General features: G+C 51.3%; 26 protein-coding genes and 1 tRNA gene. 12 read left to right on the top strand and 15 right to left on the bottom strand.

Going from position 1 to position 25,849, the window contains the following annotated elements; translation table 11 throughout:
• The first annotated feature begins 15 nt into the window (after window positions 1-15).
• Window positions 16-483, top strand: a complete 468-nt coding sequence (locus KNP95_RS05780; RefSeq protein ID WP_214836050.1) for an SRPBCC domain-containing protein — start codon at window positions 16-18, stop codon at window positions 481-483.
• 170 nt (window positions 484-653) lie between these two features.
• A complete protein-coding gene (locus KNP95_RS05775; protein WP_214836047.1) occupies window positions 654-2,633 on the top strand; it encodes a methyl-accepting chemotaxis protein in 1,980 nt (659 codons plus the stop codon).
• 65 nt (window positions 2,634-2,698) lie between these two features.
• Here KNP95_RS05775 and KNP95_RS05770 read toward each other — a convergent pair whose 3' ends face one another.
• From KNP95_RS05770 to cls, 4 genes are all read right to left on the bottom strand, one after another.
• The gene (locus KNP95_RS05770) at window positions 2,699-3,121 is read right to left on the bottom strand and encodes an RrF2 family transcriptional regulator (protein WP_214836044.1); all 423 of its coding nucleotides are present in this window, start codon (window positions 3,119-3,121) and stop codon (window positions 2,699-2,701) included.
• Between the two features lie 3 nt (window positions 3,122-3,124).
• The gene (locus KNP95_RS05765; RefSeq protein ID WP_214836041.1) at window positions 3,125-3,685 is read right to left on the bottom strand and encodes a class I SAM-dependent methyltransferase; all 561 of its coding nucleotides are present in this window, start codon (window positions 3,683-3,685) and stop codon (window positions 3,125-3,127) included.
• 139 nt (window positions 3,686-3,824) lie between these two features.
• Window positions 3,825-4,730 (bottom strand): GGDEF domain-containing protein, encoded by a 906-nt coding sequence (locus KNP95_RS05760; protein WP_214836039.1) that lies wholly within the window; start codon window positions 4,728-4,730, stop codon window positions 3,825-3,827.
• Window positions 4,731-4,961: 231 nt separating this feature from the next.
• Window positions 4,962-6,419 (bottom strand): cardiolipin synthase, encoded by a 1,458-nt coding sequence (cls, locus tag KNP95_RS05755; RefSeq protein ID WP_029595559.1) that lies wholly within the window; start codon window positions 6,417-6,419, stop codon window positions 4,962-4,964.
• 95 nt (window positions 6,420-6,514) lie between these two features.
• Here cls and KNP95_RS05750 point away from each other — a divergent pair, with 95 nt between their 5' ends.
• The 4 genes from KNP95_RS05750 to KNP95_RS05735 all read left to right on the top strand — a co-directional run bounded on the left by KNP95_RS05750 (window position 6,515) and on the right by KNP95_RS05735 (window position 9,843).
• Window positions 6,515-6,940 (top strand): OsmC family protein, encoded by a 426-nt coding sequence (locus tag KNP95_RS05750; RefSeq protein ID WP_214713668.1) that lies wholly within the window; start codon window positions 6,515-6,517, stop codon window positions 6,938-6,940.
• Between the two features lie 79 nt (window positions 6,941-7,019).
• Window positions 7,020-7,508 carry a GNAT family N-acetyltransferase gene (locus KNP95_RS05745; RefSeq protein WP_214713666.1) on the top strand — a complete coding sequence of 163 codons (489 nt, stop codon included), beginning with the start codon at window positions 7,020-7,022 and terminating at the stop codon, window positions 7,506-7,508.
• Between the two features lie 59 nt (window positions 7,509-7,567).
• Entirely contained in the window at window positions 7,568-8,566 is a 999-nt protein-coding gene (locus KNP95_RS05740; protein WP_214836037.1) for a Gfo/Idh/MocA family oxidoreductase, read from the top strand.
• Window positions 8,567-8,796: 230 nt separating this feature from the next.
• Entirely contained in the window at window positions 8,797-9,843 is a 1,047-nt protein-coding gene (locus KNP95_RS05735; RefSeq protein WP_214836035.1) for a lipid II:glycine glycyltransferase FemX, read from the top strand.
• A gap of 42 nt (window positions 9,844-9,885) precedes the next feature.
• On the opposite strand, the gene KNP95_RS05730 is transcribed toward KNP95_RS05735, so the two are convergent.
• The gene (locus tag KNP95_RS05730; protein WP_214719662.1) at window positions 9,886-10,920 is read right to left on the bottom strand and encodes a PTS sugar transporter subunit IIC; all 1,035 of its coding nucleotides are present in this window, start codon (window positions 10,918-10,920) and stop codon (window positions 9,886-9,888) included.
• Window positions 10,921-11,172: 252 nt separating this feature from the next.
• Between KNP95_RS05730 and KNP95_RS05725 the strand changes: the two genes are divergently transcribed.
• The gene (locus KNP95_RS05725; RefSeq protein WP_214836033.1) at window positions 11,173-13,836 is read left to right on the top strand and encodes a cation-transporting P-type ATPase; all 2,664 of its coding nucleotides are present in this window, start codon (window positions 11,173-11,175) and stop codon (window positions 13,834-13,836) included.
• Between the two features lie 56 nt (window positions 13,837-13,892).
• A complete protein-coding gene (locus KNP95_RS16150) occupies window positions 13,893-14,027 on the top strand; it encodes a hypothetical protein (RefSeq protein WP_021067349.1) in 135 nt (44 codons plus the stop codon).
• A 72-nt stretch (window positions 14,028-14,099) separates the two neighbouring features.
• Here the strand turns inward: KNP95_RS16150 and KNP95_RS05720 are convergent, their stop codons facing one another.
• From KNP95_RS05720 to KNP95_RS05710, 3 genes are all read right to left on the bottom strand, one after another.
• Entirely contained in the window at window positions 14,100-14,372 is a 273-nt protein-coding gene (locus KNP95_RS05720) for a hypothetical protein (RefSeq protein WP_021067350.1), read from the bottom strand.
• Between the two features lie 123 nt (window positions 14,373-14,495).
• Complete coding sequence (locus KNP95_RS05715; protein ID WP_214836031.1) at window positions 14,496-15,128, bottom strand: hypothetical protein; 633 nt, start codon at window positions 15,126-15,128, stop codon at window positions 14,496-14,498.
• Window positions 15,129-15,215: 87 nt separating this feature from the next.
• Window positions 15,216-15,572 (bottom strand): PilZ domain-containing protein, encoded by a 357-nt coding sequence (locus KNP95_RS05710; RefSeq protein WP_214836029.1) that lies wholly within the window; start codon window positions 15,570-15,572, stop codon window positions 15,216-15,218.
• A gap of 146 nt (window positions 15,573-15,718) precedes the next feature.
• Here KNP95_RS05710 and KNP95_RS05705 point away from each other — a divergent pair, with 146 nt between their 5' ends.
• Complete coding sequence (locus KNP95_RS05705; protein ID WP_214719659.1) at window positions 15,719-15,967, top strand: hypothetical protein; 249 nt, start codon at window positions 15,719-15,721, stop codon at window positions 15,965-15,967.
• A gap of 32 nt (window positions 15,968-15,999) precedes the next feature.
• On the opposite strand, the gene KNP95_RS05700 is transcribed toward KNP95_RS05705, so the two are convergent.
• From KNP95_RS05700 to KNP95_RS05670, 7 genes are all read right to left on the bottom strand, one after another.
• Window positions 16,000-16,695: a queuosine precursor transporter gene (locus KNP95_RS05700; RefSeq protein WP_214834733.1), complete on the bottom strand. Its 696-nt coding sequence runs from the start codon at window positions 16,693-16,695 to the stop codon at window positions 16,000-16,002.
• A 148-nt stretch (window positions 16,696-16,843) separates the two neighbouring features.
• A complete protein-coding gene (locus KNP95_RS05695) occupies window positions 16,844-17,404 on the bottom strand; it encodes a hypothetical protein (RefSeq protein WP_214836026.1) in 561 nt (186 codons plus the stop codon).
• A 339-nt stretch (window positions 17,405-17,743) separates the two neighbouring features.
• Window positions 17,744-18,754, bottom strand: coding sequence for an Rv1352/Rv1906c domain-containing protein (locus tag KNP95_RS05690; protein WP_214836023.1), 1,011 nt, complete (start codon window positions 18,752-18,754; stop codon window positions 17,744-17,746).
• A 564-nt stretch (window positions 18,755-19,318) separates the two neighbouring features.
• Window positions 19,319-19,389: transfer RNA gene (locus KNP95_RS05685), tRNA-Thr, on the bottom strand.
• Between the two features lie 110 nt (window positions 19,390-19,499).
• Window positions 19,500-21,872, bottom strand: coding sequence for an immune inhibitor A domain-containing protein (locus KNP95_RS05680; protein ID WP_021067355.1), 2,373 nt, complete (start codon window positions 21,870-21,872; stop codon window positions 19,500-19,502).
• A 144-nt stretch (window positions 21,873-22,016) separates the two neighbouring features.
• Entirely contained in the window at window positions 22,017-22,802 is a 786-nt protein-coding gene (locus KNP95_RS05675) for a class I SAM-dependent methyltransferase (protein WP_214836021.1), read from the bottom strand.
• 38 nt (window positions 22,803-22,840) lie between these two features.
• Window positions 22,841-23,152 carry a hypothetical protein gene (locus tag KNP95_RS05670; RefSeq protein ID WP_021067357.1) on the bottom strand — a complete coding sequence of 104 codons (312 nt, stop codon included), beginning with the start codon at window positions 23,150-23,152 and terminating at the stop codon, window positions 22,841-22,843.
• A 180-nt stretch (window positions 23,153-23,332) separates the two neighbouring features.
• Between KNP95_RS05670 and KNP95_RS05665 the strand changes: the two genes are divergently transcribed.
• From KNP95_RS05665 to KNP95_RS05655, 3 genes are all read left to right on the top strand, one after another.
• The gene (locus KNP95_RS05665; RefSeq protein WP_214836019.1) at window positions 23,333-24,196 is read left to right on the top strand and encodes a cation diffusion facilitator family transporter; all 864 of its coding nucleotides are present in this window, start codon (window positions 23,333-23,335) and stop codon (window positions 24,194-24,196) included.
• An 86-nt stretch (window positions 24,197-24,282) separates the two neighbouring features.
• Window positions 24,283-24,759: a GNAT family N-acetyltransferase gene (locus KNP95_RS05660; protein WP_021067359.1), complete on the top strand. Its 477-nt coding sequence runs from the start codon at window positions 24,283-24,285 to the stop codon at window positions 24,757-24,759.
• A 47-nt stretch (window positions 24,760-24,806) separates the two neighbouring features.
• Window positions 24,807-25,793 carry a LacI family DNA-binding transcriptional regulator gene (locus tag KNP95_RS05655; protein ID WP_214836017.1) on the top strand — a complete coding sequence of 329 codons (987 nt, stop codon included), beginning with the start codon at window positions 24,807-24,809 and terminating at the stop codon, window positions 25,791-25,793.
• The last annotated feature ends 56 nt before the right edge of the window (window positions 25,794-25,849 follow it).

Below are 25,849 nucleotides of genomic sequence, written 5' to 3'. Positions count from 1 at the left end.
AAGAGGTGATAAGTGATGAATCGACGGATTGATACGGCCATGACATGGATTGAGGCATCACCAGATCGAATTTATCAAGCGTTTCTCGACAAAAAGGAGCTCGTCGAGTGGCTCCCACCGGAAGGTATGTCGGCTCGCGCGACCGTGTTCGAGCCTTGGATTGGCGGCACGTACCAGCTCGTCCTTACGTATGAAGAAACTGATTTCGCCTCCGGTAAAACGACTGACCGGGCCGACGTATCAAACGGCCGCTTTCTAGACCTCGTTCCCGGCCTCAAAATCGTACAAATCGGAACGTTCGAGTCCACAGACCCCGCCTTTGCTGGAGAGATGATTCAGACGTGGTATTTAGAGGCACTCGATGGAGGAACACGCATTACAATTGTTTGTGAGAACGTCCCACCGGGGATTCAGAAACAAGATCACGACACCGGGCTTCGCTCCACGCTCGACAATCTGGCCCGCTATTTGACCAACGACTGAGGCCGTTTGTTCGCTTTATGTGAACAAATGGTCTTTTTGTGTATGAAAAGGGTTTCAATAACGAAAAATAGAAAAAGGTGATGTTTTTTTGTCTAGGGTGTCAACATTCTCCTGCTTTGTCCGATACAAAGGTTAACATAACGAGTTTTCTCGAGAATGGGAGTTGTTTTATGAGACGAAAGCACGACCGCACGATTACCATTAAACAAAAATTGATTACGATGTCGCTGGTGCTATTATTGATTCCTTCTTTATTGATTGGATTTGTCGCCTACAATCAGGCGAAACAGAAAATCACCGAACAAATCATGCAGTCGGCTCACGCGGGAGTGGAGCGGATGAATGATGAAATCACTAACTTGATTGAACCGATTCAACGCGATGTCGCGTTCTTTGCCGGACGGATTGATTCGTCCCTCTACGAGTCGGGGGCGGAGAATCTTGACTTGGAAGAGAAGTTTCTCGAGTATTTGGAGACGCATCCGAACGTGACGAATATTTACTACGCCTCGACTGGTGGCGAGATGACGATTTATCCGGCGCAAGAGTTACCGGATGATTATGACCCACGGACACGTCCGTGGTATGAGGCGGCAGAAGCGGCCGGTGGGAGCGCCGTCGTGACGGATCCTTACGTGGATGCAGCCTCGAACAAGATGATGATCACGCTGTCGCAGACAGGGACAGATGGTCGCGGGGTGATCGCGGTGGACGTCGACGTCGACGATATCGCAGCCGTCGCGGCAAGCATTCAAATCGGGAAAGAAGGCTACGTGACGATTCTTGATGCGTTGCAACAGTTCGTCACCCATCCGACAATGGCGGCCGGGGAGAAAGGGGAGGGCGAATGGATCGAACCGCTCTATGCAGAAGATGCGGGCCGCTTTGCCTATGAGTTCGAAAATAAAGGCAAGCAGATGGATTTCATGACGAACGAGTTGACTGGTTGGAAGATTGCCGGGACGTTACATGATGAGGAAATCACGGATGAGACGTCCGGAATTCTTTGGACGACCGTTGGGGTCATCGGATTGATGCTCGTCTTGGCAGCGGGACTGCTCTATGTCATCTTACGCTCGATTTTGCGACCATTGAACCGTTTGACGGTCGGGGCTGAACGGATTCAAGCCGGTGATTTGACCGAAGATATCGTCGTCGAGTCGAATGACGAAGTCGGTCGTGTCGCCGCGAGCTTCAACGAGATGACGCGTTCCTTGCGTGCCATCATCCAAAATCTCGATCAATCAATCGGACAAGTCGCCGCCTCGTCACAGGAACTGATGGCGAACTCGGCGCAGAACACGGCTGCCTCGGAACAAATCGCCGGAGCGGTCCAACAGATGGCCGCCGGAGCGGACGACTCGAAACGTCAACTCGACGATAACGCTGTCTCGCTCCAAGCTATCACCGGTGGCATCATGCGTATCGCAGAAAGCTCGACCGATGTGTCTGAGCTGTCCCGCGAGACGGCGCTCGAGGCTGAGAACGGGACGACTGCCGTCACTGAAAACGTGGCCCAGATGCAAGCGATTGACTCATCGGTCGAGACGTTCGGGAAAGTCATTCACTCGCTCGCCGAACGTTCGAACGAGATTGGCAATATCGTCGACGTCATCAACGGCATCGCGACCCAGACGAACTTGCTCGCTTTGAACGCTGCGATTGAAGCGGCACGGGCCGGTGAGAACGGGAAAGGCTTCGCCGTCGTCGCGAGTGAAGTGCGCAAGCTCGCCGAACAATCGCAACAGTCGACGAAACAGATTTCTGAGTTGATTGACAATATCAAACAAGAGACGGAGCGTTCGGTCCAGTTGATGAAAGAAGTGTCGGCCCATACGAAAGCCGGGCTCGAGACGACGGAAAACACGGCCAAGCGTTTCCGAACGATTATGACCCAGACGCAGGCGATGACGCCGCGCATCGAAGACGTGACGGCGACGGTCGAAGAGATTGCCGCCAACGTCGAAGAGGTCTCGGCCGCAGCGACACAAATCGCCCATATCGCCGACGAGAACTCGGTCGCCTCGAAGCAAGTGGCGGCGACGACGGAGGACCAACTCGGTTCGATGGAAGAAATCGCTCAATCCGCGAAGTCACTTGCGGATATGGCCGAAGAATTGCAGGAGCTCGTATCACGCTTCAACGTATAATAAAAAAAGGGATGATGATCTGTTCTAGGCAGATTATCATCCCTTTTTGTTGTTACAAATATGCTTTACTGACTGATGACCGATTGAATGCTCTGATTTGAAAGATAGTCGAAGAACTGTGACTCGGCGGCATCCATGACGCGCTTGATTCGGCAGCCCGATGCAGGTGTTTCCTGGACGAGCATACTGTGTTGTTTGGACGTCGTGTTCGAGCACTCGAACAGTTGTTGACGGCCTTCCATCGCCAGAATGACATCGAGAAACGAAATACGGGATGCCTCACGTGCCAGTTCATATCCACCTTTTGCGCCAGGGACTGCATTGACGAGTCCATCTTTGCGTAAGTTGGTCATGATTTTTGACAGATAGCTTTCCGAGACGTTCAACACATCAGCCAATTGTTTGATCCCGGTCGGCCCGGACGGATTGAGGTTTGCCAAATAGGCTAACGCATGAAGGGCGTAGTCGGTACTTTTGGAGAATTGCATGGATTATGCCTCCTTTTCGGCAATGATGATATAGACTGGTTGATTCGCAATCGTTGAATCGGGATTGACGACTTCAATGATGTTGAACCCGCTCGTCCGCATCGCCTGCTGCATGTCGTGAGCGAGGACTCGTGGTCCTCGTGCCGTACTCTGTTTCTCTAATTCGAGGCATAAGAAGCGTCCGCCTGGTTTCAAAGTCCGATAAATTTCCGTGAGGGCGTCGTGCAGCGGAGACACCTCGTGGAGCGAAATCGTGGCGACCGTTTTGTCAATCGTATCGTTATCCAAAGGTAACTTTCGAAAATCTGCGAGGAGGGGAGATACATTCTCATGACCGAGCTTTAGCGCTTTCGTCTCGAGATAATCGAGAATCCCTTGATCGTGATCGGCCGCAAACACCCGTGTGACCAAAGGAGCGAGTGGGAGACTCAAATAACCGGTCCCTGCACCCAAATCGAGAACATGGTCATCAGGTGCGAAAGACAAGAAACTTAATACTTCTTCTGCCGGCATCCGTTGAAGGGAGTCGAGTCGGGCCGCTTTTTTAGTGACTTGCTCATGCATGCATAAACACTCCTTTTATTATAGATATAATGAGTCTGCAATAACTATAATCAATCATCTCAAGTTTGTAAAGGCTAGCCGACTTGACGGAATCGTTTGTCCACAAAAAAAGGATGCGGGGACGCATCCTTTTTCAAAACTATCGTTTGCTCGACACTTGGTTGCGACCGCGGTTCTTGGCGACGTAAAGTGCCTCGTCCGCGTCTTGGAGCGCCTGTTCGACCGTCTTTCCGCCTTCGAGCGAACTGACGCCGAACGAGCACGTGACGCGCGGGACGGGACCGAATGGCTCGGCGTTAATCTTCTGCCGAAGCTTATCCGCGAGCTGGACACCATCGGCGAGTGTCGACTGGGGGGCGACGATTAAAAACTCCTCTCCGCCCCAGCGCCCAATCGAGTCCGACTTGCGGATGTTGCGCCTGAGCAGTTGGGCGATCGATCGCAAAACGAGGTCACCGGTCGGGTGGCCGAACGTGTCGTTGACGAGTTTGAAATAGTCGATATCGAGCATGATGACAGCCGCGGGTGCCCGCTTGTCGACGGTCTCCTGAGCCGTCGTCGAGAGAACATCCCCGACCTTCTTCCGGTTGTATAGTTCAGTCAGCGGATCGAGCGACGACAAGTGTTCCATCCGCTCTTCATAGCGACGTTGTTCCGTCGCGTCTTCTAAAATACCGACACCGCCATCGAGATCACCGTCTGGCGAATAACTTGGGGACATCGTCGTGCGAATGAAGCGAGGTTGCCGTTCCGGCGGTTTATACCAGCCGGCCATGCGAATCGTCTGTCCGTTCAAGACGTTGCGGATGGCAACTGCCAAATCGAATGCAGATGACGAGCACCGCTCTAGCGATAGACTCGAAATCGGCAATATACCCAACAAATCGATGAAAGCTTCATTATAGCTGACAATCTGGCCGTGCAGGTTGAAGGCGAACAAGCCAATCGGAAGCTGGTCCCATGAGGAAGGATCGGGTTTCGTGGTGTCTCGGTCTTGGTGAATGGGTTCATGATCAGCCATTGTATGACATATGCGTGAACGCATACTTCCTCCTTTCCTAGCCGTAGCGGTAGTGTAGGACGTTAGTACTGATACTTTATACCCTAATTTGGGAAAGAACTAGCGAGTATTCTTTAAAAAGCTAACAAAATTTAGAATATGACGAGAAATCGTCACAGCTTGTTGTGAGGTAATCTTTCCCCATCGCCACATCAAAATCGCCCCATCATGTCGATGGCTAATCCGACATAACAGGGCGACTACAATAAATGGAGGTTATAAGATCGGACTGAGCAATCGTGACACGCCTTCGCGCATTCGGACGGTCCATTTCCGGGCTGAATAATCGTCAATCGTGTACTTCCGGCTGACGGCGACGTCTGACTCGAACAACGAGGCGAGTTCGAGCGCGACTCGCTCGTCATAGATGACGGCGTTCACTTCAAAGTTCAACCGGAAGCTGCGGGCATCCAAGTTCGTCGTCCCGACGGTTGAAATCTCATCATCGACGACGAGCGTCTTGGCGTGCAGGAAACCTTCCCCGTACATATAGACGTTCGCCCCATAGTCGAGCAGTTCGCCTAGGAATGACAGTGACGCCCACATGACGAACGGATGGTCGGGCTTGCCGGGAATCATGATGTCCATCTTGACACCGGACAGGAGCGCCATCTTACAGGCGTCCATGAAACTCGTATCCGGGATGAAGTAAGGCGTCTGAATGATGACGCGCTCCTTCGCCGACATAATCATTTTAATCATCATGTTTTTTAAATGTTCCGTGTCTGAGTTCGGACCGCTCGTCACGATTTGCATCGGTGACATATCCTTGATGTCATGGCGGGCGAAACAGAACGAGTTCTCCGGGTCATGATGTTTGCTGCCGGAATAGTTCCAATCGAGAATGAACCGATGTTGCAAATGGTAGACGACGTCTCCCTCGACTCGAAGGTGCGTATCACGCCAGTAGCCAAACTTCTCGACGAGGCCGAGGTATTCGGTTCCGACGTTGAAGCCGCCGACGTAGCCGATTTTGCCGTCGATGATGACGACTTTCCGGTGGTTCCGGTTGTTCAATTTAAAGTTGATGAGGCCGAGTGTCGGCGGGAAGAAGACACGGACCTCGCCGTTATTGGCAATCAATTCTTTGAAGTCGGAGTTGCGGAGGCTGCGCGAGCCGACCGCGTCATAGAGGAGCCGCACTTTGACACCGGCCTTGGCCCGTTCAATCAGTTCATGGATGAGCGCCTTCCCGAGCGCATCCCGCTGAATGATGTAGTACTGGATATTGATTTCCGTCTCGGCGCTCCGAATATCGTCCATGAGCGCTTTAAACTTCTGTTCCCCGTCGTGCATGATGGCAGATTTGTTGTGGACGCTAATGAGCGATTTCGAAGAGCGCAAGTTCATCTCGAGCAGTTGCTCGTACTTCTCGAATAACGGTTGAGCAATCATCGTCTCTTTCCGGCGAATCTGCTCGATTTGACTGTCGACTTGAAGGGCGTGGAACGAGCGCTCTTCGACGCTCAAGTTGAAGAAGTTATCTTTTTTCAACTGACGTCCGAGAAACATGTAGACGATGAACCCTAGGATTGGTAAGAAAAATAAAACGAGCAGCCATGCCCACGTCGCCCCGACGTCACGGCGCTCCGCGAATATGACGGCTAATGCGAACAATAAATTCAATCCGAGGACGATATACAGTCCCCAACTAATAATGACCGACCAATCCATGCGACCAACTCCCTAAACGACAATTTCACTGCATAGATTAATAATACCTCATTCAAGGGAATAGTAAGCTATCGAAACATAAGGAGGAGACAGAGATGCATTTACAAGTGAATTGGAAACAAGGGATGGCGTTCCAGACGACGACGCCGTCGGGGCATGATGTGACGCTCGACGCCGGGGAGGAAGTCGGTGGTCTCAACACCGGTCCACGGCCGACCGAGATGCTCCTGCAGGCGACGGCGGCCTGTACAGGCATCGATATCGTCTCGATTTTGCATAAGATGCGCTTACCGCTCGAGCGGTTCGAGATGAACATCGACGGTGTCCGGGCGACGGAACATCCGAAGAAGTTCACGGCGATTCACATCTTATACGTCCTCGATGGGGACATGCCTGAAGAGCGGGTCCGTCGTGCCATCGAGTTGTCGGTTGATCGCTACTGTTCCGTATCGCACAGTCTGAACGCGACAATGACGTATAGTTACCAGTTGAACGGAGGCGAGGTCGTCCCCTTCACGTGATGTGAGCAAGATGGTTGAAACGAGTCGAAACAGTCCGTTATATTTGTATTTCAAATACTGCAATACAAAGGAGGACGTTATGATTCGACTCGCGACGAAACGCGATGCCAAGCACATCGCGGACCTAATCGAACAACGAGCCGTAGCGCTAAAACAACAAGGTAGCGACCAATGGACGGAATATTTGGAGCAGGACCTCATGGATCGGGTGCAGACGGACATCACCTCGGGACACGTTTACGTGTACGAGCAAGACGAATCGGTATTGGCCTCGATCGCCTTACTTCCGGCAGATGACTGGGATCACAATTTATGGGAAGATGGCGAACGCGGTCAATACATCCATCGAATCGTCGTCAGCGAACGGTTAAAAGGCCAAGGCGTCGGTCAACAACTGATGGAGCACGTCTTGCGTGAGGCCGACACACATGAACCGATTCGACTCGACTGTGTGGCCGACAATGCGTTCTTGAATAGTTATTATCCACGGTTTGGCTTCGTTTTCGTGGACTCACGGGACGGATACAACACGTTCGAATACAATATGGATGAGAGTGTCAGTGCATAAGGGGTCAACCAACCCCTTTTTTTGATATACTGAGAAGCGAATTGATGGGAGGAAACAAGATGATCAACACAATACTTGTCGGTTTCGGTTTTTCCGCGACGACATTCCATGTACCATTTTTACAGGAACTTGATGACTTCCATATTGCCGGTGTCGTCTCATCACGCCCGGAAGACGTACGAGCCGTCCTCGGCGACGTAATGGTTTATGCGACGCTAGATGAGGCACTTGCAACAGAGGCCTCGTTGTTCGTCATCACGACGCCATCCGATTTACATAAAGACATGGTCGAACGGTGCCTGATAGCAGGGAAAGACGTACTCGTCGAAAAGCCGGCGTTCGTGACGACGGAGGAAGGGGAGGCGTTGATTGCGCTCGAACAGGCAAGTGCGGGAATCGTTAACGTCTTCCATAACCGCCGAATGGACGGAGACTTCTTGACTGTCAAACGATTGCTCGAAGAACATCGTCTCGGTGATTGGAAAGTCGTCGAGTCACGGTTCGACCGGTTCCGTCCGACTGTCCGTGACCGTTGGCGCGAGAACGCTGGGCCGGGCGCGGGCATTCTATTTGACCTCGGCAGCCACTTGATTGACCAAGCACTCGTCTTGTTCGGGAAGCCGGACAAAGTATCGGCCGATGTCATGGTTCAACGTGACGGGGGCCAGTCCGATGATGGGTTCCATGTGACGTTGCACTATGGAGAGAAACGGGTCTATCTTCGCTCGAACCCGTTCATCGCCATCGAGGCGCCGCGATTCGAAATGCACGGGACGGAAGGCAGCTTTCTCAAATTCGGGCTCGATCCGCAAGAGGCGTGTCTCCGGAACGGGGAAGTCAGATGCCCCGACCGTGAGACCGGAACGGTCGTCACGGATTCTAAATCGACGATCGACATCGACCCAGGCGGTTACGTGACGTTCTATCAAGCGCTCGCGGATAGTTATACGACGCGGCGCCCGCTCGTCCCGCTTCGTGACGCGCTCTTGACGACACGGATCATCGAGACTGCCCGTGAGTCGTCCCGGTCCCAACGTATCCTCGACTTCAAAGCTTAATCTTGTGAGACGACCTGTCGTGTTCGGCACGGTCGTCTTTTTCCATAATTCAAAAGAAATCATGATGATTTTATTGTGAATGAACAAACTCGCTTCATGTTTGTTAACAACAAAAAGCTATCCGTCTCTTTCAAATAGTCAGCGGTGAATGGGAACAGGACATAGGAAACGACTTCAGACTGTCCTGTCACGCTTCGAACCAATGACGAATTTTAGGAAGAGGGGAACGAATGATGTTCAATCAAATCGTGAAACACCGTTGGGAGTGGGAGAACTGGTTGCGGGAGGTCAACTGTGATTCGTATGACCATTACGACTACGTGTTGGCCAACTGTGAACCCGGCGAGCAGCCTGAGTTGTATATCGCGGCCAAGGATGACGGGATTTTACTGTACCCGTACATCCGTCGTCTGATCGCGCATCGCCATGACGACCTCGTGACGGCGTACGGTTATGGCGGCCCGTTCCGTGAAGGCAACTTCACGAACGAGGACGTCAAGGAGGCACGCCGACTCTTTCTGCAACGCGCTGAAAATCAAGCGACCGTCACCGAGACGATTCGTTATCATCCATGTCGCGTCGACCCGGACTTGATGCAAGTATTCGGGCAAGCCATCCCTATTCGGCAGACGGTCCACGTCCGACTTGATGATTCGTTCGAACAGCTTGAGCAACGTTTCAGCAAGATGACGAAACGGAACGTGAAGCGGGCCGTCCGTGAACAGGTGACGGTCGCTCGTGGTCAGGCGCATGAATTGTATGAGTTCATTCGACTGTATCGGGCCACAATGGACCGGCGTGCTGCGAATGACGCCTATTATTTCCCGAATCGATACTTCGAGGACCTATGGAACAGCGATACGTGTGAGACGGAATTATTGTTTGCCGTCCATGACGGCATCATCGTGGCGGGCGTGTTCATGTTGTTCGGAGATGACGGGGCCCACTATCATCTTGGCGGGTCGGAAGCGGACTATTTGGCGCTCCGGCCGAACCACTTCTTGTTCCGGGAGATGATTCGTCGTGCGGTCGAGAAGGACAAGGTGTACCTTCATCTCGGTGGCGGTGCGACCGGGGAAGATGCGCTCTTTCATTTCAAGCAGAGTTTCTCGAGTGACGAGCCGCTCACGTATTACATCGGTCAAGCCGTGCTCGACGAGGTGGTCTATCACCGGTTGAATCAAGATCATCTGCTCCGCCACGGACCATCTGATTTCTTTCCGCTCTATCGGACACCGGTCGCAGAGACGGTCGCCGAAGTGCAAGCGGAACGATAACAAAAAGGTTCTCACTCCATTTCGAGTGAGAACCTTTTTGTATTAAGCGGCTTCTTCGTCAGAAACAGCCATTTTTTCGGTTTGGCGCGTGATTGGGAAGTTTTTGAACAGCTTACTACCTACGAGTCCGGCCACGATCCCGACTCCGAACAAGATGAGCGCCGTCACGGTCACGGTCTGCCAATCATTGAAGCCGTACATGACGAGCAGTCCCGGAATCCCGGCAGCAGAACCTGGGGCATCGTTCACCATGCCGGTCATGGCGACGATGAGTCCGGCAATCGCACCGCCGACGAAGTTGACGCTGTAAATCGGGATCGGGTTCGCCGAGATGAGGTCTGCTTGCGTGAGCGGTTCAATTGCGACCGATAGTTGGTCTTTCTTCGTCCCGATGTTCAAGCGCTTGAACAGCAAGAAGTTCATCGAAATCGACGCCGTCAACGCAAGGGCGGCAATGGCCATTGGCACACCTGTCAAGCCGAGCATCGCCGTGAGTGCCATCGAGCTGAGTGGCGATGTCGAAACGACCGTGACGATCCCCCCAAGGACAAGTCCCATCACGACCGGGTTCTGTGTCGCGGCGAGTTCGATGACCGCACCGATTTGTGTCAGCGTGTTCGTGACGAGCGGATCGACGCCTGTCGCCACGAGACGGGCGAGCGGAGCCATGATGATGACGTAGAAGATCATGTCGACACCGGCCGGCAAGTGCCGGTCTAATTTACGACCGGCGAGCGCGAGGATGTAGCCGGCGAAAAAGCCGGGAAGAATCCCGAAGCCCGCAACCGATAGTCCGAGCATGAGCGCGTAAACTGGATTGATGCCGAGGGCGATCGATACGAGCGCGGCTGCGGCCGGACCTGATAATGAACCGGCTGCTTGTCCGACTTCTTCATATAAAGGAAGCGGGAGCAGACCGCCGATGGCATAGGCGTTGAATGCCTCGACTAAGAAACTGGCGATGGCGGCGCCGGCAAGGGCGCCCATCGCTTTCATCCCGAACGGGGCTTTGTAGCTGAATAATGTGAATAAGGCAAGAATCAACAGTAAAAGTGCGATACCTTGAATAATGACCATATGGTGTACCTCTTTCTCTCTGTTCTATATTTCCTCTATAGTTAACCATTCGAACGGTTCTGTAAAGCCATTTCATCCATCTGACACGACTTTTTTTGGTGGTAGCGTTTCCATCTTAGGAATTGGATAATTGTGAACAAAATTAACTTTGAAATTCGCGAAAAAAACAAGCTCATATGTGTCAGTCCGGTCCGGAGTGGGAACAGAAAGGGGAAAGACTTTTCATATAGGAATGACCAAGGAGGAGTAGAGATGCAGATGGAGACAAAAAACTGGCACGCACTCGAACCGGATGCGGTAAAGAGTTCGCTCGAGACGGACACGGACAGTGGTCTGTCGAAAGGGGAAGTGTCAAGTCGGCAAGAGCAGTACGGGAAGAACGTACTGCCCGAGAAAGAGAAGACACCTGAAATCATAAAATTTTTACGTCAATTCAATGATATTCTTGTCTTTGTCTTACTCGGTGCCGCGGTCGTCACAGGTTTTTTAGGGGAGTACATCGATACGATTGTCATCGTACTCGTCGTGACGATTATCGCGGTCGTCGGTTACCTTCAAGAGAACAAGGCCGAGCAAGCGTTAGAAGGTATTAAGAAGTTACTCGAGACGAAGGCGAGCGTCATCCGTGACGGGAAGCAGAGCCAAGTCGACTCGAGCGACCTCGTCGTCGGGGACATCTTGGTCCTTGCCGCCGGGGACAAGGTCCCGGCTGACGCCCGTGTCATTCAAGCGGAGAAGTTCAAAGTCGAGGAATCGGCATTGACGGGCGAAGCGACGACGGTCGAAAAGAAAATTCAAGTCGTCCCGGAAGACGCCGTCCTCGGTGATCGCAAGAACATGATTTATTCGGGTACGAGCGTGGCGACAGGAAGCGCGAAAGCAATCGTCACGTCCATCGGAGAAGGCACGGAGCTCGGCCAAATCAACGCCTCGATTGCTGAAGTCGAGACGGTGAAGACGCCGCTCATTCGGCAGACGACGAAGTTTGGTCAGACGGTATCGATTGCCATCCTCGTCATCTCGGTCGTCATTTACGCGTTCGGTTACTTCGTCCGCGATTTCGACCCGATCGAGTTGATGCTGACGACAATCGGTCTCGCCGTCGCCGCGATTCCAGAAGGGTTACCGGCCGTTATCTCGATCATCCTCGCGCTCGGTGTCCGGAACATGGCTGAGAAAAAAGCCATCGTCCGCAGCCTACCATCGGTCGAGACGCTCGGCGCCGTATCGGTCATCTGTACCGATAAGACCGGGACGTTGACGAAAAACGAGATGACCGTCAAACAAGTCGTCACGTCCAAACACGACATCGAAGTTTCAGGGAGCGGTTATGAGCCGGACGGTGATTTGGAATTGAACGGTCAACCGTTCGATTTGGATGATGACGAGTCGATGATCGATTTGCTAACGGTCGGGAAAACGTGTAACGACGCCCAGTTGTACGAAGAAGGCGGCGAATGGGTCGTCAATGGTGACCCGACGGAAGCATGCTTGCTCACGCTCGCCGAAAAGGCGGAGCGGCCGATCGAACGTTTGGACGTCATCTCGAAGATTCCATTTGATTCGGAGTACAAATATATGGCGACGCTCGTCGATTATAAGGGCGAGCGCATGATCTTCATCAAAGGGGCGCCGGACCGCCTGTTCGATATGGCGGAAGACACGGAGTTTGACCGCGCCTATTGGGATGAGAAACGAAAAGAGATTGCCGACCGCGGACAACGCGTGCTCGGAGGCGGTTTCAAGCGCGTCGACGCCTCGAAAGAGACGGTCGACCACGAAGACGTCGAGAACGGCATCACGTTCCTCGGGCTTTATGGTATCGTCGATCCGCCACGTCAAGAAGCAATTGAAGCGGTCGCGGCTTGTCGTGACGCAGGAATCCGTATCAAGATGATCACCGGCGACCATAAAGACACGGCCGTCGCCATCGCGCGAGAACTCGGTATGGAAGTCGAAGGTGCCCTCGAAGGGAAAGAATTGACGAACATGACCGACGAAGAAATCAAAGAGGCGTCGATTCATAATGATGTCTTCGCCCGGACGAGCCCGAACGATAAACTTCGTCTCGTCAAAGGGTTGCAACAGAACGGCTTAATCACGTCGATGACCGGAGACGGCGTCAATGACGCACCAGCCTTGAAACGGGCCGACATCGGTGTCGCGATGGGGATTAAAGGAACGGAAGTCGCGAAAGAGGCCTCGCAGATGGTCCTCGTCGATGACAACTTCAAGACGATTTACAACGCCGTCCGTGAAGGACGCCGTGTCTACGATAACTTGAAGAAGACGATTTTGTTCTTGCTCCCGACAAACGGTGGACAAGCACTTCTCGTCGCCATGAGTATCTTGCTTGGTGCAGCGGCACCGCTTAGCCCGGTTCAAATCCTCTGGGTCAACATGGTGGTCGCCATCACGCTCTCGCTCGCTATCGCATTCGAGCCGCTTGAAGAGAGCACGATGAAACGGCCGCCGCGCCCTGCGAACGTGCCGTTGTTAAGTCGCTATTACATTTTCCGCATAACGTTCGTCTCGATCTTAATCGGGGGCGGTAGTTTAATTATCAACTATATGCTCGGTGATTTCGATTATTCGACTGATAAGTTGCAGACAATTACGCTCAATACGATCGTCATGGCGCAACTGTTCCACTTGTTCAACTGTCGGACGGAGCTCGCGCCAGCGTTCAACCGTCATTTCTTCGACAATAAAATCGCCTTTGTCGTCTCAGCACTACTGATCGGGCTCCAGTTGTTCATCACCTACGTCCCGTTCATGCATACGCTGTTCGGTACGGCACCGCTCGAGCTGCAAGACTGGATTTATCCGGTCGCGTTCGGTCTCATCGTCTTTGTCATCGTCGAAATCGAGAAAGCCATCTCGCGTCGTGTCATCGGTAACAAAGACATACACTGATGTTTTAGTGAAGACGGAATGTGGAATTAAAGCATTATGCAGAGGAGGGATGCTCAATGAAACGTGATGAATCACAACCTGGGGTACACCCAGATCCAGTCCCGGATGAAGAGTCAGATCCGGCCACTAAACCGGCACCGACCCAACATCCAGATCCGGACCCGGAACAGGACAATGACGACTCAAACTAAGGACGCCGATGCTTGATAGGCGATTCATACAAAAAGGGATTTCCGATCAATGTCGGAAATCCCTTTTTACTGTTATTTCTTCGGTGCCGGGCTGCGATACTCGGTCATCTTGTCGAATTCTTTCTCATTGAAATACTCGACGACGACGAAATCGCCGACCGGACATTCCCAACGGTCTTTGGCGATTTGACACTCTTTCAGTGTCACTTTCTGGTCGTACATATCAAGCTCGAGCGTGTCCTTCAAAAACTGATCGACTTGTTTGTCGTTAATTTTGAAGTATTCGCTCAAGATGATGTCTTCGCCTCTGTCGTTCGTATGCGTCATCACTTTAAAAAATCTCATTGGTGTACCTTCTTTCGTCTGTAAGCTGAATTCTCAGTATAAAGGAGCTGGACTGATTTGGGAACCGTCATCCCGGTTTCCATAGAGATGCCCCTTCCTTGTTGAATGTGAAAGGGGCTCGTCTCATATTAATTTGTGGCGGTTCGGTGGTGCCTCGTTGAACGGTTGTTTATGGCGAATGATTAGCCAGAACAACAAACCGAACAAGGGGATATAAGGCAGAGGCCACAAACTCATCTTGTAGCGCTTGGCATCCCGATTCATCAACGTGATTTGGATGAAGGCGAGCAAGACGAAATCGACCGTCATCGTCCGGACGAACTGGTTCTGTTCGACGTAAGACCAATATTCTGCCACGTTCCCGGTCGTTGATGCGGCGATGAACAAGCCAATCGTGACGAGCAAGAGTAGCACCCCGAGCAGTCGCGTCGGGAGCGGCTTAATCGGTGTCGGATAAGGCGACTGCCGCGCGAACGCCAAGTACGGGGCAATGATGAAGCCGCCGACGATGAAACCGGTCGCTGCCGGTATGAGAGGATTCGGGCGCAACTGGTTCACTTCAGACCAAAGAAGCGGGAACAAGGCGAGCGGATAGACGCCTAGGATGCTGAAAAGGGAAAGCGAATATCCTTCATAGGCGTCCGTATTATACGTGATGAAATCGAGCAAAAACCGGCTCGAGAACGGTTCATTCGGGCCGAGGAGCGCGATAGCAATCGCAGTGGCCCACGGAATGAGTAAAAACTTTCTAGTCATGCCCAACACCTCGAGTCTGTCTCTGTTTCCATTAGTATACCCTGGAATCAAGCGAACAAAAAATGAGAAGTGTCAATCGACACGTTCTCATTGATTTTCACGAGCATACGCTTTAATCATCGTCACGAGTTGCTGGGTCTCGTCTGAGTCTGATTCGAGTCGGATCCCGTAATCATATAGGCTTCCCATTTGTCCGCGGTGCCTGACGTGGCCCGTTAAGTCGAGCGGTTGAATCAACGGGACGAGATTCAATTTGATCTGAACTTTCAGCCCTTCGGAAAGTGGGAATAAGTAGTCGCATCGCATCTTCAGACCGTGGGCACTGATATTGAGCAGTTGTGCTTCCCCGTCATGCAGTTCTTTGTCTTCCCAAATGAGGCGATATGGGATGAAGCGGGGATTCGGTAAAATATAGCGAAACGTTTCTTGTCGTCGATAGCGCATCGGTTCACCTCATTTCTCTACCTAGATTATCGGCTATTTGAAGTGAATCGTGAAGGGGTGAAGCCACCAAAATTTAGGAAGCGCGGTTTACAGAATTGCAAACGCTCTCTATAATAGAAAGACAGAGTTGGTGAAGGAGGGATCGTATGAACGTCAAGGACTTACTCCGACGCTATTCGATCGACGAACCAATCATCTACGCGAAAAATCTACACGGGCAGTGGATCAAATTGGAACAACTGCCGCCCTACACCATACTAGAGGTCGAGGCGACGGACGAGGCCATCGAGGCGCTCGCCATCGACGCGTACGTGGCGCTCACCGTTTGTCGGGAGAAATCGTCGCTTGAAGATGCACGCCCTTATGCGGTGCGGCTTCATATCAAAGGAAAGTAAAAACCGCGAGCCCATCGGCTCGCGGTTTTTGATTAAGCAGCTTTTTCTGTCTCGTCGTCCTGTGGGACGGTCCGTTTCGCATAATACATGAACGGTGTCGCCATCCAGGCGATAATGAACTTGGCGACATATGTCGTGATGAAGATGTTCCACCAGATATCCCATTCCATGCCCCAGAAGGCAATCGTACAGAAAGTGAGCGTATCGATGAACTGAGAGACGACGGTCGAACCGGTCGTCCGAAGCCACAGTTTTTTCTCACCCGTTTTGGCGCGAATCTTCGAATAGATGAAGACGTCGAACAGTTGCGAGACGAGGTACGCGGCGAGACTACCGAGCGTGATGAGCGGAAGCATCGAGAACAGCGCTTTGAAGCTCTCATGCATGAACAGTGCCTCTTCAAACGGCTCATAAAGCAATGCGAATTGCATGAGCACGGTCGAGACAATCAAGATGAAGAAGCCGAGCCAGACGCCTTTACGGGCGGTGTGACGACCGTATTTTTCATTCAAGATATCTGTCGCTAAATAAAGGGAACCGTAGACGATATTCCCGAGAGTAAAGATGAAACCACCGATTACAATCTGCTGCGTCACTTGGATGTTGGCGACGACCGAGGCCATCGCAATCCAGGCGAACAGTCCGACGCGTCCGAACAGCTTGTAGCTGAGGACGAGCAGACCGAGCGTGAGCAAGGCAGAAGGAATCCATAACCATTCATTGAGCATGGGGATCGTACTCCTTCCAAATCATTCATTCTGTCAACTTTACAAGTTTATAGAGGAACGGAAACCGTGTCAAGACAGTTTCCATGACTAGACGGAAAAAGCTCTCACCCGGGGTTGGATGAGAGCGATATATCTAGTTGATATGCTGTCATACACCACTTAGGTTAATGGCGATGCCTTTCATCATCGATGACAGATGATTCAATTTGGTACGGGCATGTTCCCAAGATTCCCAATCGTCACCTTCTATAAATCGTGTCAACCTCTCACTAATGTAAGTGAGTTCGTTCAATACAGAGGTCAACCCCTCGCGGTCGATGCCTGAGGCGTCAGATGACAACAAGTGGTCAAGTGCCGGGAGAATCTCATCAATGTCGGCACGTACGGATTCGAGTTCTTCCAGGTTACTGTCGATTTGCGTAGAGATTTCGTCGAGCGGACGGTCTTCACAAGACATCCCACAGGGGAAAATTGCCTGCTCTGATTCGCGCAACGCGCCGAACGTATCACTGCTCAGAGACTCAAGATACCCTAAAAAGATTGTGACTTCTTCTTCGGTCGGGACGGGCTCGGAGAAAGGTTGTGTCTCGGATACATCGATTACGACATTTTTAATTTTCGGGGGTGAGTCAGACGTACGATCTGTCGTCTGTTCGGTACAGGCGGCCAATAAGGCGACGGCAGCAAGTAGAATGATGAAACGTTTCATATCGAGTCTCCTTTATATAAGTATTTATCCATCATACCATTTATTGGAATATAAGGATGGACGATCGACTATAAAAAAGCACTTTCTCAATAGTTTGAGAAAGTGCTTGTGTTGGTCCGTGTCACGGAATGCGTTTGATGCCTCCGACGAGAATCGAACTCGTGCTGCAGCATTACCATTTCTATTTTGGTTTTTCGTGGGAATGCGAACGCTCGAGAATTCGCGCCGTTATGCGGGTTGATGGTCTTGAATTTGTAAGAAAGTAGTTGGAAAAACTGTGAATTCGCCCGTGCATGGGCGGTAAGTGTGCACGTTACTGTGCACGATTTTTACATAACTTCATTGTTGATTCGGGACCGTGTAAACGTCTTCGGCGCGCATATTTTGCATAAGCGTGATTGCTTCATCGACCGCCGCATTGGCGTCGTCCCATGTCGCCCAATCTTCTTTCAGCATAATTGGGGTGATGAGTTCTGAGACTCGTTCAAATTCACTGGCAAGCTCATCCCGTTGCGTAAAGTCGATATTCTCCGAACTGCCGACGGGGATAACGCGTAGGTCAATAGCGAAATCGTTAAGACTTCGTTGCAGTCCGAACATTTCGTTGTTCGCCGATTCGAGTTGCAACACCCACTCCTCACCAGGCACATCAGGGCATAGCTTTCCGCATGTTCGCGTCAAGGCAGATGCTAACTGTATCGTCTCACGTCCTTGTTCCACCGTCAGTGCGATTGCTTTGAAAAACTCAGCTTCCTGTTCCGGAGTATCAAAGAACGCATCGACAGTGTCATCGGTCGGCTCTAAAATTGAATCTTTGTCCGTTTCTTTTGGTTCAGCCACGGTAGCCTCTTTACTCATTGCGAAGGTTGCGCGTTTGACGATTAAATACTGGCCATCCTCGACACTTACATACTCTGTGGTTTCGAACATCGAGTTTCCGACCATGTCCCCATCTGCCGAAGAATCAGTCTTTACCTCATAATAGCCGTGATAATCTTCATCAGCAGCAGTGAGCTTGTACTCACCGGCGTCGATGTCTGTACCGACCTTATAAGTGCCTGGCCCATATTCGCCATCCGCGAGTATCATTGTTTCCGTCTGGTCCGTCGCTGTTTCGACTGCCGGATCGTCTTCTTGTAAGCTGGTTGCTCCTATTAAAATGAGAATCCCAAGAACCCCAGCCGCCAAGATAATGCTCGATTGATGGGCGCGACGCTTGTTTTGCTTGTGTTGGTAGACGGATTCGTCGCCCTCAATGACTTTCTTGATAAAATAACTTCTCGCCATGAACGCGATTCCCGCCGTCAACATCAAGATTATGTTCAGAGCGTAATACCAGTCGACTGACATCAAAAAACACTCCCTTCTTTCATCGAGTCTATTGTAACATCATCTAAACTATGTATACTCATATTTGTTAAATGAAGTATCTAATTGTAATTAGACACCAATAAATAATATTAATGAATGATTTTTTGTAAATTTTCGGAAGCGGCCAAAAGTGGCTTGGAAATCGGCTATAATATCACTTGAAAGGTGGGTGGGCAAATTATGAAAGTTATATCGGCAGTGATTTTATTATGTAACTCTTTATGGATGACGATTTATTTGTATGGCGAGTATGCTGTTAGTTCCACAAAATTTAATCCTTCTTTAATAATATTTCCTGTAGCACTTTTTATACTGTCTATCATTTTCTTTTTCACTTCTAAAAAGAGCTATCAACCTAAAGAAAACAAATTGAATGATCAGTTAAAAGTTTAAAAAAGATTAGGGAATGCATCAAATGAGCAAATAAGCGTCCTTCGGGGCGTTTTTTGTCGTCTGTCAAAGTTGTTTTCACGGATAAATAAAAAGCACCTCCTGAAAGATACAGGAAGTGCTTTGAACCACTTGGTTGAGCGGTATTCTTGATGCCTCCGACGAGAATCGAACTCGTGCTGCAGCATTACCATTGCTGAGGTCTGCCACTAACCTACAGAGGCGGTTACATCTAGTATGTTACACAGTCTGTCATGAAATTTCAAGCTTTTTTAGAATAATAAGACCCCCGTCCTCCTCATGGTGAGAAGGGCGGGGGTGCGTTGAATCAAGCTTACTTCGTCCGGACCCAAACAGCTCCAGCCGAGTTGTCTTTCGCTTCGCCGACGACGTCGACGACGAGTCCGTATTGTGGAAGTTTACGGCCCGCATCTGGGATGAGCGAGTTGATGTACGTGTTGGCGTCGTTGAACTGTTTCACGCCTGGTTGAGCTTTGTAGTCATAGATGCCACGGCTCGGTGAATCGATGTACCATGGGAGCGTCTTATCTAAGCTGAACGCCGCATCTGCGATCTGGTAGCGCGTGCTGCCAGCGACTGTTTCTTGACCGTTCAAGTTGCCGATAAGGGCCTCAGGATGCGAGTCGACGACACCGAGGAAACCTTCACCCGGGTGAATCCCGACCCAGTTGTCTGAGAACGAATCATCCGCATACCAGACGACGAGACCTGTGTTGTACTTGACGCCACGGCCGTTCAAGAGACCTGTGTCTGCACCTTCATGGTTGCGCCATTCAAGATAGTAGTAGTGAGGTTTCGTGTCATAGCCGTCTGACTTGACGAAACCGTCGAGTGTGACTTTCTCTGCGCCTTCCGCATCGTCTGCGAGAAGCGATTGACCGCCTGACGTGATCGACAAGTTGTCGAGTGCGAATCCTTCAAGGGCAAGTCCACCGTCTGTCACGTATTCGAAGACGATTTGCACGTCTTGACCCGCGAATTGAGACAAGTCGTACGATTTGTTCACCCAAGCACCGTTCGTCGATTCCGCACCGTTTCCAGTGTTGTCATCGCCGTAGACATCAAGGACGACTTCTTTGCCGCCGCTGAGTGCTTTCACGTACAAGTAGTCGTAGTCAAATTCGATATCGAAACGTGTGTCGAAAGCGAGCGTACCGTCCGCGCCGAGTTTGACCGTCGGTGTTGCGAGTTCGGTATGCAAGTTATCGCCTTTTGTCGAGTAGTAGTAATACTCGCCGAATGCTGGCTCTATGCCTTTTACTTTCTTGTCTGGAAGGTTTACTTTCAACAATCCAGGGTTCGTCGATTTCGTCACGGATTGATCGAGTTTCGAGACGAAACCTTGTTGTGTGATGTCTTCAAGATCAACTTCCGTGATGTTCGCCCAGTTGCCGCCCATCAATTTTTGGAAGTACTCTTTGTTTTGTGGCGAGAAGCTCGTCGGCTCCGTACCTGCCACTTTACCAGCCCAGCTGCCGCCACTCATGATCGACCATGATTGGACTGGTTCGCCTTGACCTGTGTACTGTGTGTCGTATTCATCTGGAAGACCGAGATCGTGACCATATTCGTGAGCGAAGACGCCGACTGCGCCGTCTTCCGGTTGAATCGTGTAATCGAATGCCGCCATTTGACCGCCCCAGTACGGGACGTCTGCTGTCGTTCCAGCTACACGGTAAGGACTGTTCCCGACGACCCAACGGTGTGACCAGACTGCGTCATCACCGAGGACACCGCCACCCGCTTCTTGGCCGGTACCGGCATGGATGATCATCAAGTGGTCGACCAAGCCGTCCGGCTCGTTGAAGTCGCCGTCACCGTCGAGGTCATATAAATCGTATTCATCATATTCGGCGAGGTCCATGCCTGAAGCGACTGCCGCGTTCAACGTGTCTTTAACGAGTTGACGCGGACCTGGTCCGATGTTGTCATTCCCGCCAGCCGGATTGTCACCACCATAGTCTTTCGCCGTGCCTGGGACGGTCAACCAGTCAGAAACCGTGCCGTCGACCGTGTAGCTGCCGCCCGACTGCTCTTCATAATACTGTTTGAACGTTTGGACTTTTTCACCGTTGAACAGTTCGAACGACTCGTCGCCGAACATATACTGCTCGTAGTGTTCTTTACTGAAGTTGTCGCTATAGAGATAGCCTTCTTCTTGAACGACGTTGTTATGTTTGAAGTCGCTATATTCGACGAGAAGGACGAGTACTTTGTCTTCACGGACGGCGCCGTTATAGCCAGCTTGCTTGGCCGGGTCGACTTTGACTTGGCCGTTCGGCTTGCCTTTCCGATAGTTCGCTTGTCCTTTTTTCGCTTTGTCGAGGAGACGTTTCGATTCTTTCTCGAATTGGTTATGTATCTTCTCTTTTGCTTCAGCGGCTTTATCGTTCAAGCCGTGCTTATGGACGTCTTGCGCATTGCCTTGCTTCTTCTCGATATAGGCATCGACGGCCTTTTGGCGCTCGGTGGCCGAAAGCCCTTTTTTGATGACGCCTCGTTTCTCGAGCGCTTTGGCGAGCCGATCCTCATCGATGATGTTGTGATCGAATGGAGCATTCGTGCTCGGGGTTGGTAGCGGTGAGGCGGCGAGTGGAGCGGCACCGACGGCCGGGATCGCACTGACGCTCATGACCGATGTCAGCGCGACGGCGAGCGTCGTGCGACGGATGGAACGTTTTTTCATTTGTACTAACCTCCTGTGAAAATAATGGGAAATTGTGTGAGCTTGAATCCAACATTAAACTTGTGTCAGATTAATGTCAATATTCAGAAAATAAGAATCGAAAAAAGAGACTTTCGTCCCGATTGGTCCTAAAGACCTAAGGGGTCAAGTCTCTACATCGATGATGCCGTAATGAAATTTGGATGTTTTGCGAACAATCCGTGTAAAACCAAACGTTTCGAACGTCTTACTCTCAAAATGAGCCTTTAGGACAATCCGTCTGGCCGCGACACGACGGGCCTCCGTCATGAGTTCAAAAGACAGTGGATTTGTGTTGGCGAGGGATCTTAATGGGTTCAAGTGAACCGATTCTGAAATCGTCTTTTCGAACATCGGATCGAAGTAGACGACGTCGAACGAATCGTCTGGGCATGACTTCAAATAGGTGAGGGCGTCCATCCAAACTACCTCGAGTCGACGCATCGCCTCATTGACCGCGTCGTGTTTCTCTTCCCAGACGGTCAAGCCTTCTTTGACGAGCATCGCGGTGACGAACTCACTCTCGAGACCGACGGCGCGACCGGTCGGACCGACGGCATGACTGAGGACGATGCTGTCCGAGCCGAGCCCGAGTGTGCAGTCGAGGACACGGTCACCTGGTTTGATTGCGGCAGCATCGACGAGCGGGTCGTTCCCACCACGTGCAAGCTGCTTGACGCGGAACACCGAGCTCGATGGATGGAAAAAGAACGGTTCATCTCCGTCGAGTGGGGTATATTCGACACGGCGCTTATCGAAGACGAGGACGCCTGTCTGGTGGCGTTGCTTTAACGTGTCGATGGAGTGTTTGCGCCGGGGGATAAAACGGGCGCCGTACTTTGCTGCGTGAGCCTCGGCCCGTTCGATGGTTGCCTCGGTCGGGCGTAAACAAGTCGTAACGATATAGGTCATAGCATCTCCTTACTGAAAAAATGAGACGCGGAGGCGTCTCATTTTTTCTTGCTGAGTAAATCCGACAGTTCATCGATGAGCGCCTTATGCGAGGCGAGTTCTTTCTTCTTCTCATCATTCGGGTTGATCGGGCGTTTCGAGCGACTTTGAAGCGCTTCGAGCGTCTCATCGATTGACGATTTGAGCGTATCACGATCTTCCGGCTTGAGCGTCACTTCATGCGGGTTTTCACCGCTTGCGTCGAGTTCACGCAGACGAGCCATCAATTGTTTTGCTTCTCGGTTCAAATCGGCGAGTAATCTGTCAATTTGTTCCAAGCGAAGCTTGATTCCATCACGTTCTGTAAACATTCGTTTCACCTCTTTTGTTGGGTAACCGTTAGGTATCTTCTCATTTACTTTACCATAATTATCGAAAGACGAAACTACCGGGAATATATTCCATTTTATTTGACTGAGGGAAACACTGTTTCTCTATGCCCACACGACATTCGACTGGTATACTGACTTAGCTAATAAGGAGGTGGTCGGATGCAGTCGACAACTCATCCACCAAAAGCGCTCAAAGGCGCCATTTTATCCATCACGACGTATTTGGTCTTATCTGTCCTAAAAGTCGTATTCGGTTATTTGTATAATTCGGAAGCCGTCCTCGCCGACGGATTCAATAACACGACCGATATCATCGCTTCAATCGCCGTCTATATCGGCATTCGCATCGCCGCGCTGCCCCGAGACGCGGAACATAAATACGGGCACGCCAAGATGGAGACACTCGCCGCACTCGTCGCATCACTGATCATGGTCGCCGTTGGGGTGTTCGTTCTATTGAACAGTATCGCCACTCTGATCGGGGGCGAATACGTGGAACCGAACCCGCTCGCGGCCGTCATCGCGTTCGTGAGTGCGCTCGTCATGTTCGGCGTATATGCGTACAATTCGAGATTGGCCAAGCAGACCCGGTCACTCGCCTTGAAGGCGGCAGCGAAAGACAATCTCGCCGACGCCATGATTTCAATCGGGGCGACGCTCGGCGTCCTGTTTGCCTACTTTAAATTACCGTGGATGGATACGGTGCTCGCCGTCCTCATCGCCGGGATGATTATCCGGACGGCGATTCAAATCTTTCTCGACGCGACCCATCAGCTCTCGGACGGGTTTCCTCCGGACCTTGTCGATTCGTATGAAGAGACGATCCAACATTTCGATGCCGTCAAGGAAGTCCGTGAAATCAAAGGACGTCACCTCGGCAATCACGTCATGCTCGATGTGACGATTGCCGTCGAAGGAAGCCTCACCGTCGAGGAGGCGCACGATTTATGTGATGACATCGAGCGCGAACTCGACGAACACCATGCCGTCGATACAGTCCACATTCACATCGAACCGGTCTGATTTCGGTTATCTTTTGCGCTTCACGGCGCCGTTCGTATATAATGAGTGTGGAAAGACAATGAGATAACTGTTAAGGAGGGCACGGGATGGAAATCGTGCGTCAACCTATTCGTCAGATTGATGAGATCGAATATGAGCATTTTAAAAAATACGGTCAAAGTTCCTACGGCATGTCAGCCGAAGAGTTAAAAGGCATCTTTGTCGAGATGGGCGAAGAGCAGGTGTACTCAGCCGACGCCCATAGCTATGGGGAGGACTTCTATTACGACCTCCGTGTCGATGGTCAAGTCGTCGGAAAAGTGTTGCTCTTGAAACTGGCTCGCGTCTATCAGCTTGATTTGATGGTGTTCGACCCATTCAAAGACAAGGGTTATGCGACTGAAGGGCTTCGCCTCGCGCTCGAGCAGTCCGATTTGAAAGAAGGGCATACGGTCCGCGCCGGCATCCCGCCGACGAGTCCGCATCAGGAAGCGGTACGCCATGTCCTCGAGAAGAACGGCTTCGAGAAACGGAACGGCCTTTATTATTTAAACTTTAAAAAACGATATGTAATCAACCATTGAACTGACGGCGTCTAACGCGTCAGTTTTTTCGTATGGAGGTTTTTGAGATGAAACAAGTGACAATCAATGACATCGCCAAATTGGCCGGGGTCGCGAAAAGCACCGTTTCCCGTTACTTGAACGGGGGCTCGGTCGGACAGGCGACCCGCGACAAGATTGAGCGCGTCATCCAAGAGACGAACTATGAGCCGAACCAGTTCGCGCAAAGCTTGAAGTCGAAACAGACAAAAATGATTGGTGTCATCGTGCCGCGGCTCGATTCCTATGCCGCTTCGCGGACCATGATGGGCATCGATGAACGACTGACCGAACGCGGGTATCAAATGCTTGTCGTCAACACGGCCCAACAGACCGAACGGGAAATCGAGCAACTGTATAACTTAGCGAAACAGAAAGTGGCCGGCATCATCTGGCTCGGGACGACCGTGACGGAGCGACACTTGCAGGCAATACAAGACATTCAAATCCCCGTCTTATTGATCGGTCAGGAACATGGACACGTTCATAGCCTCGTTTATCCCGACTTTGACGCGGCGTACGCCCTCGGAAAGCAGTTCATTGATTGGGGACATCGCGACATCATCTATGTGGGCGTCGAGGAGTACGACATCGCCGTCGGTCAAACGAGACGTGATGGTTTTTTACGCGCCTTCAACGAGGCAGGGGCGGATGTGAAGACGTACACGACGTCATTTAAAATCGATGACGCGATTCCGATTGGGGCTCAGATAGGGCATGAGCTGTCGGCGTCACTCGTCGTCTGTGCGACCGACAACATCGCACTCGGCGTGTTGAAGGGACTTGCCAACGCCGGCAAGACGGTCCCGGGCGACATCTCGGTGAGTGGATTTGGAGGCTATGATTTTACCGAAGTGCTCCATCCGTCCATCACGACGGTCCACCTCCCATACCGTCGGACCGGATCCCGAGCGGCTGACATGATTCTCCAGTTGTTAACAGGTGAAACCATCCCGATGAAAACGTTCACAACTTTTGAATTAAAACTGCGCGAAAGCGTTGACATTTTAAATTAAATCGTTTACATTTGTGTTGCGGAACCGGTTCCGCAACATTTTTTTTATTTATTTTT

The sequence above is a fragment of the Exiguobacterium sp. s36 genome (genome assembly GCF_018618345.1).
GTDB classification, from domain to species: Bacteria; Bacillota; Bacilli; order Exiguobacteriales; family Exiguobacteriaceae; genus Exiguobacterium; species Exiguobacterium chiriqhucha.
The sequence above is the reverse complement of the archived record's forward strand: the minus strand, read 5'-3'. Positions and strand labels throughout refer to the sequence as shown.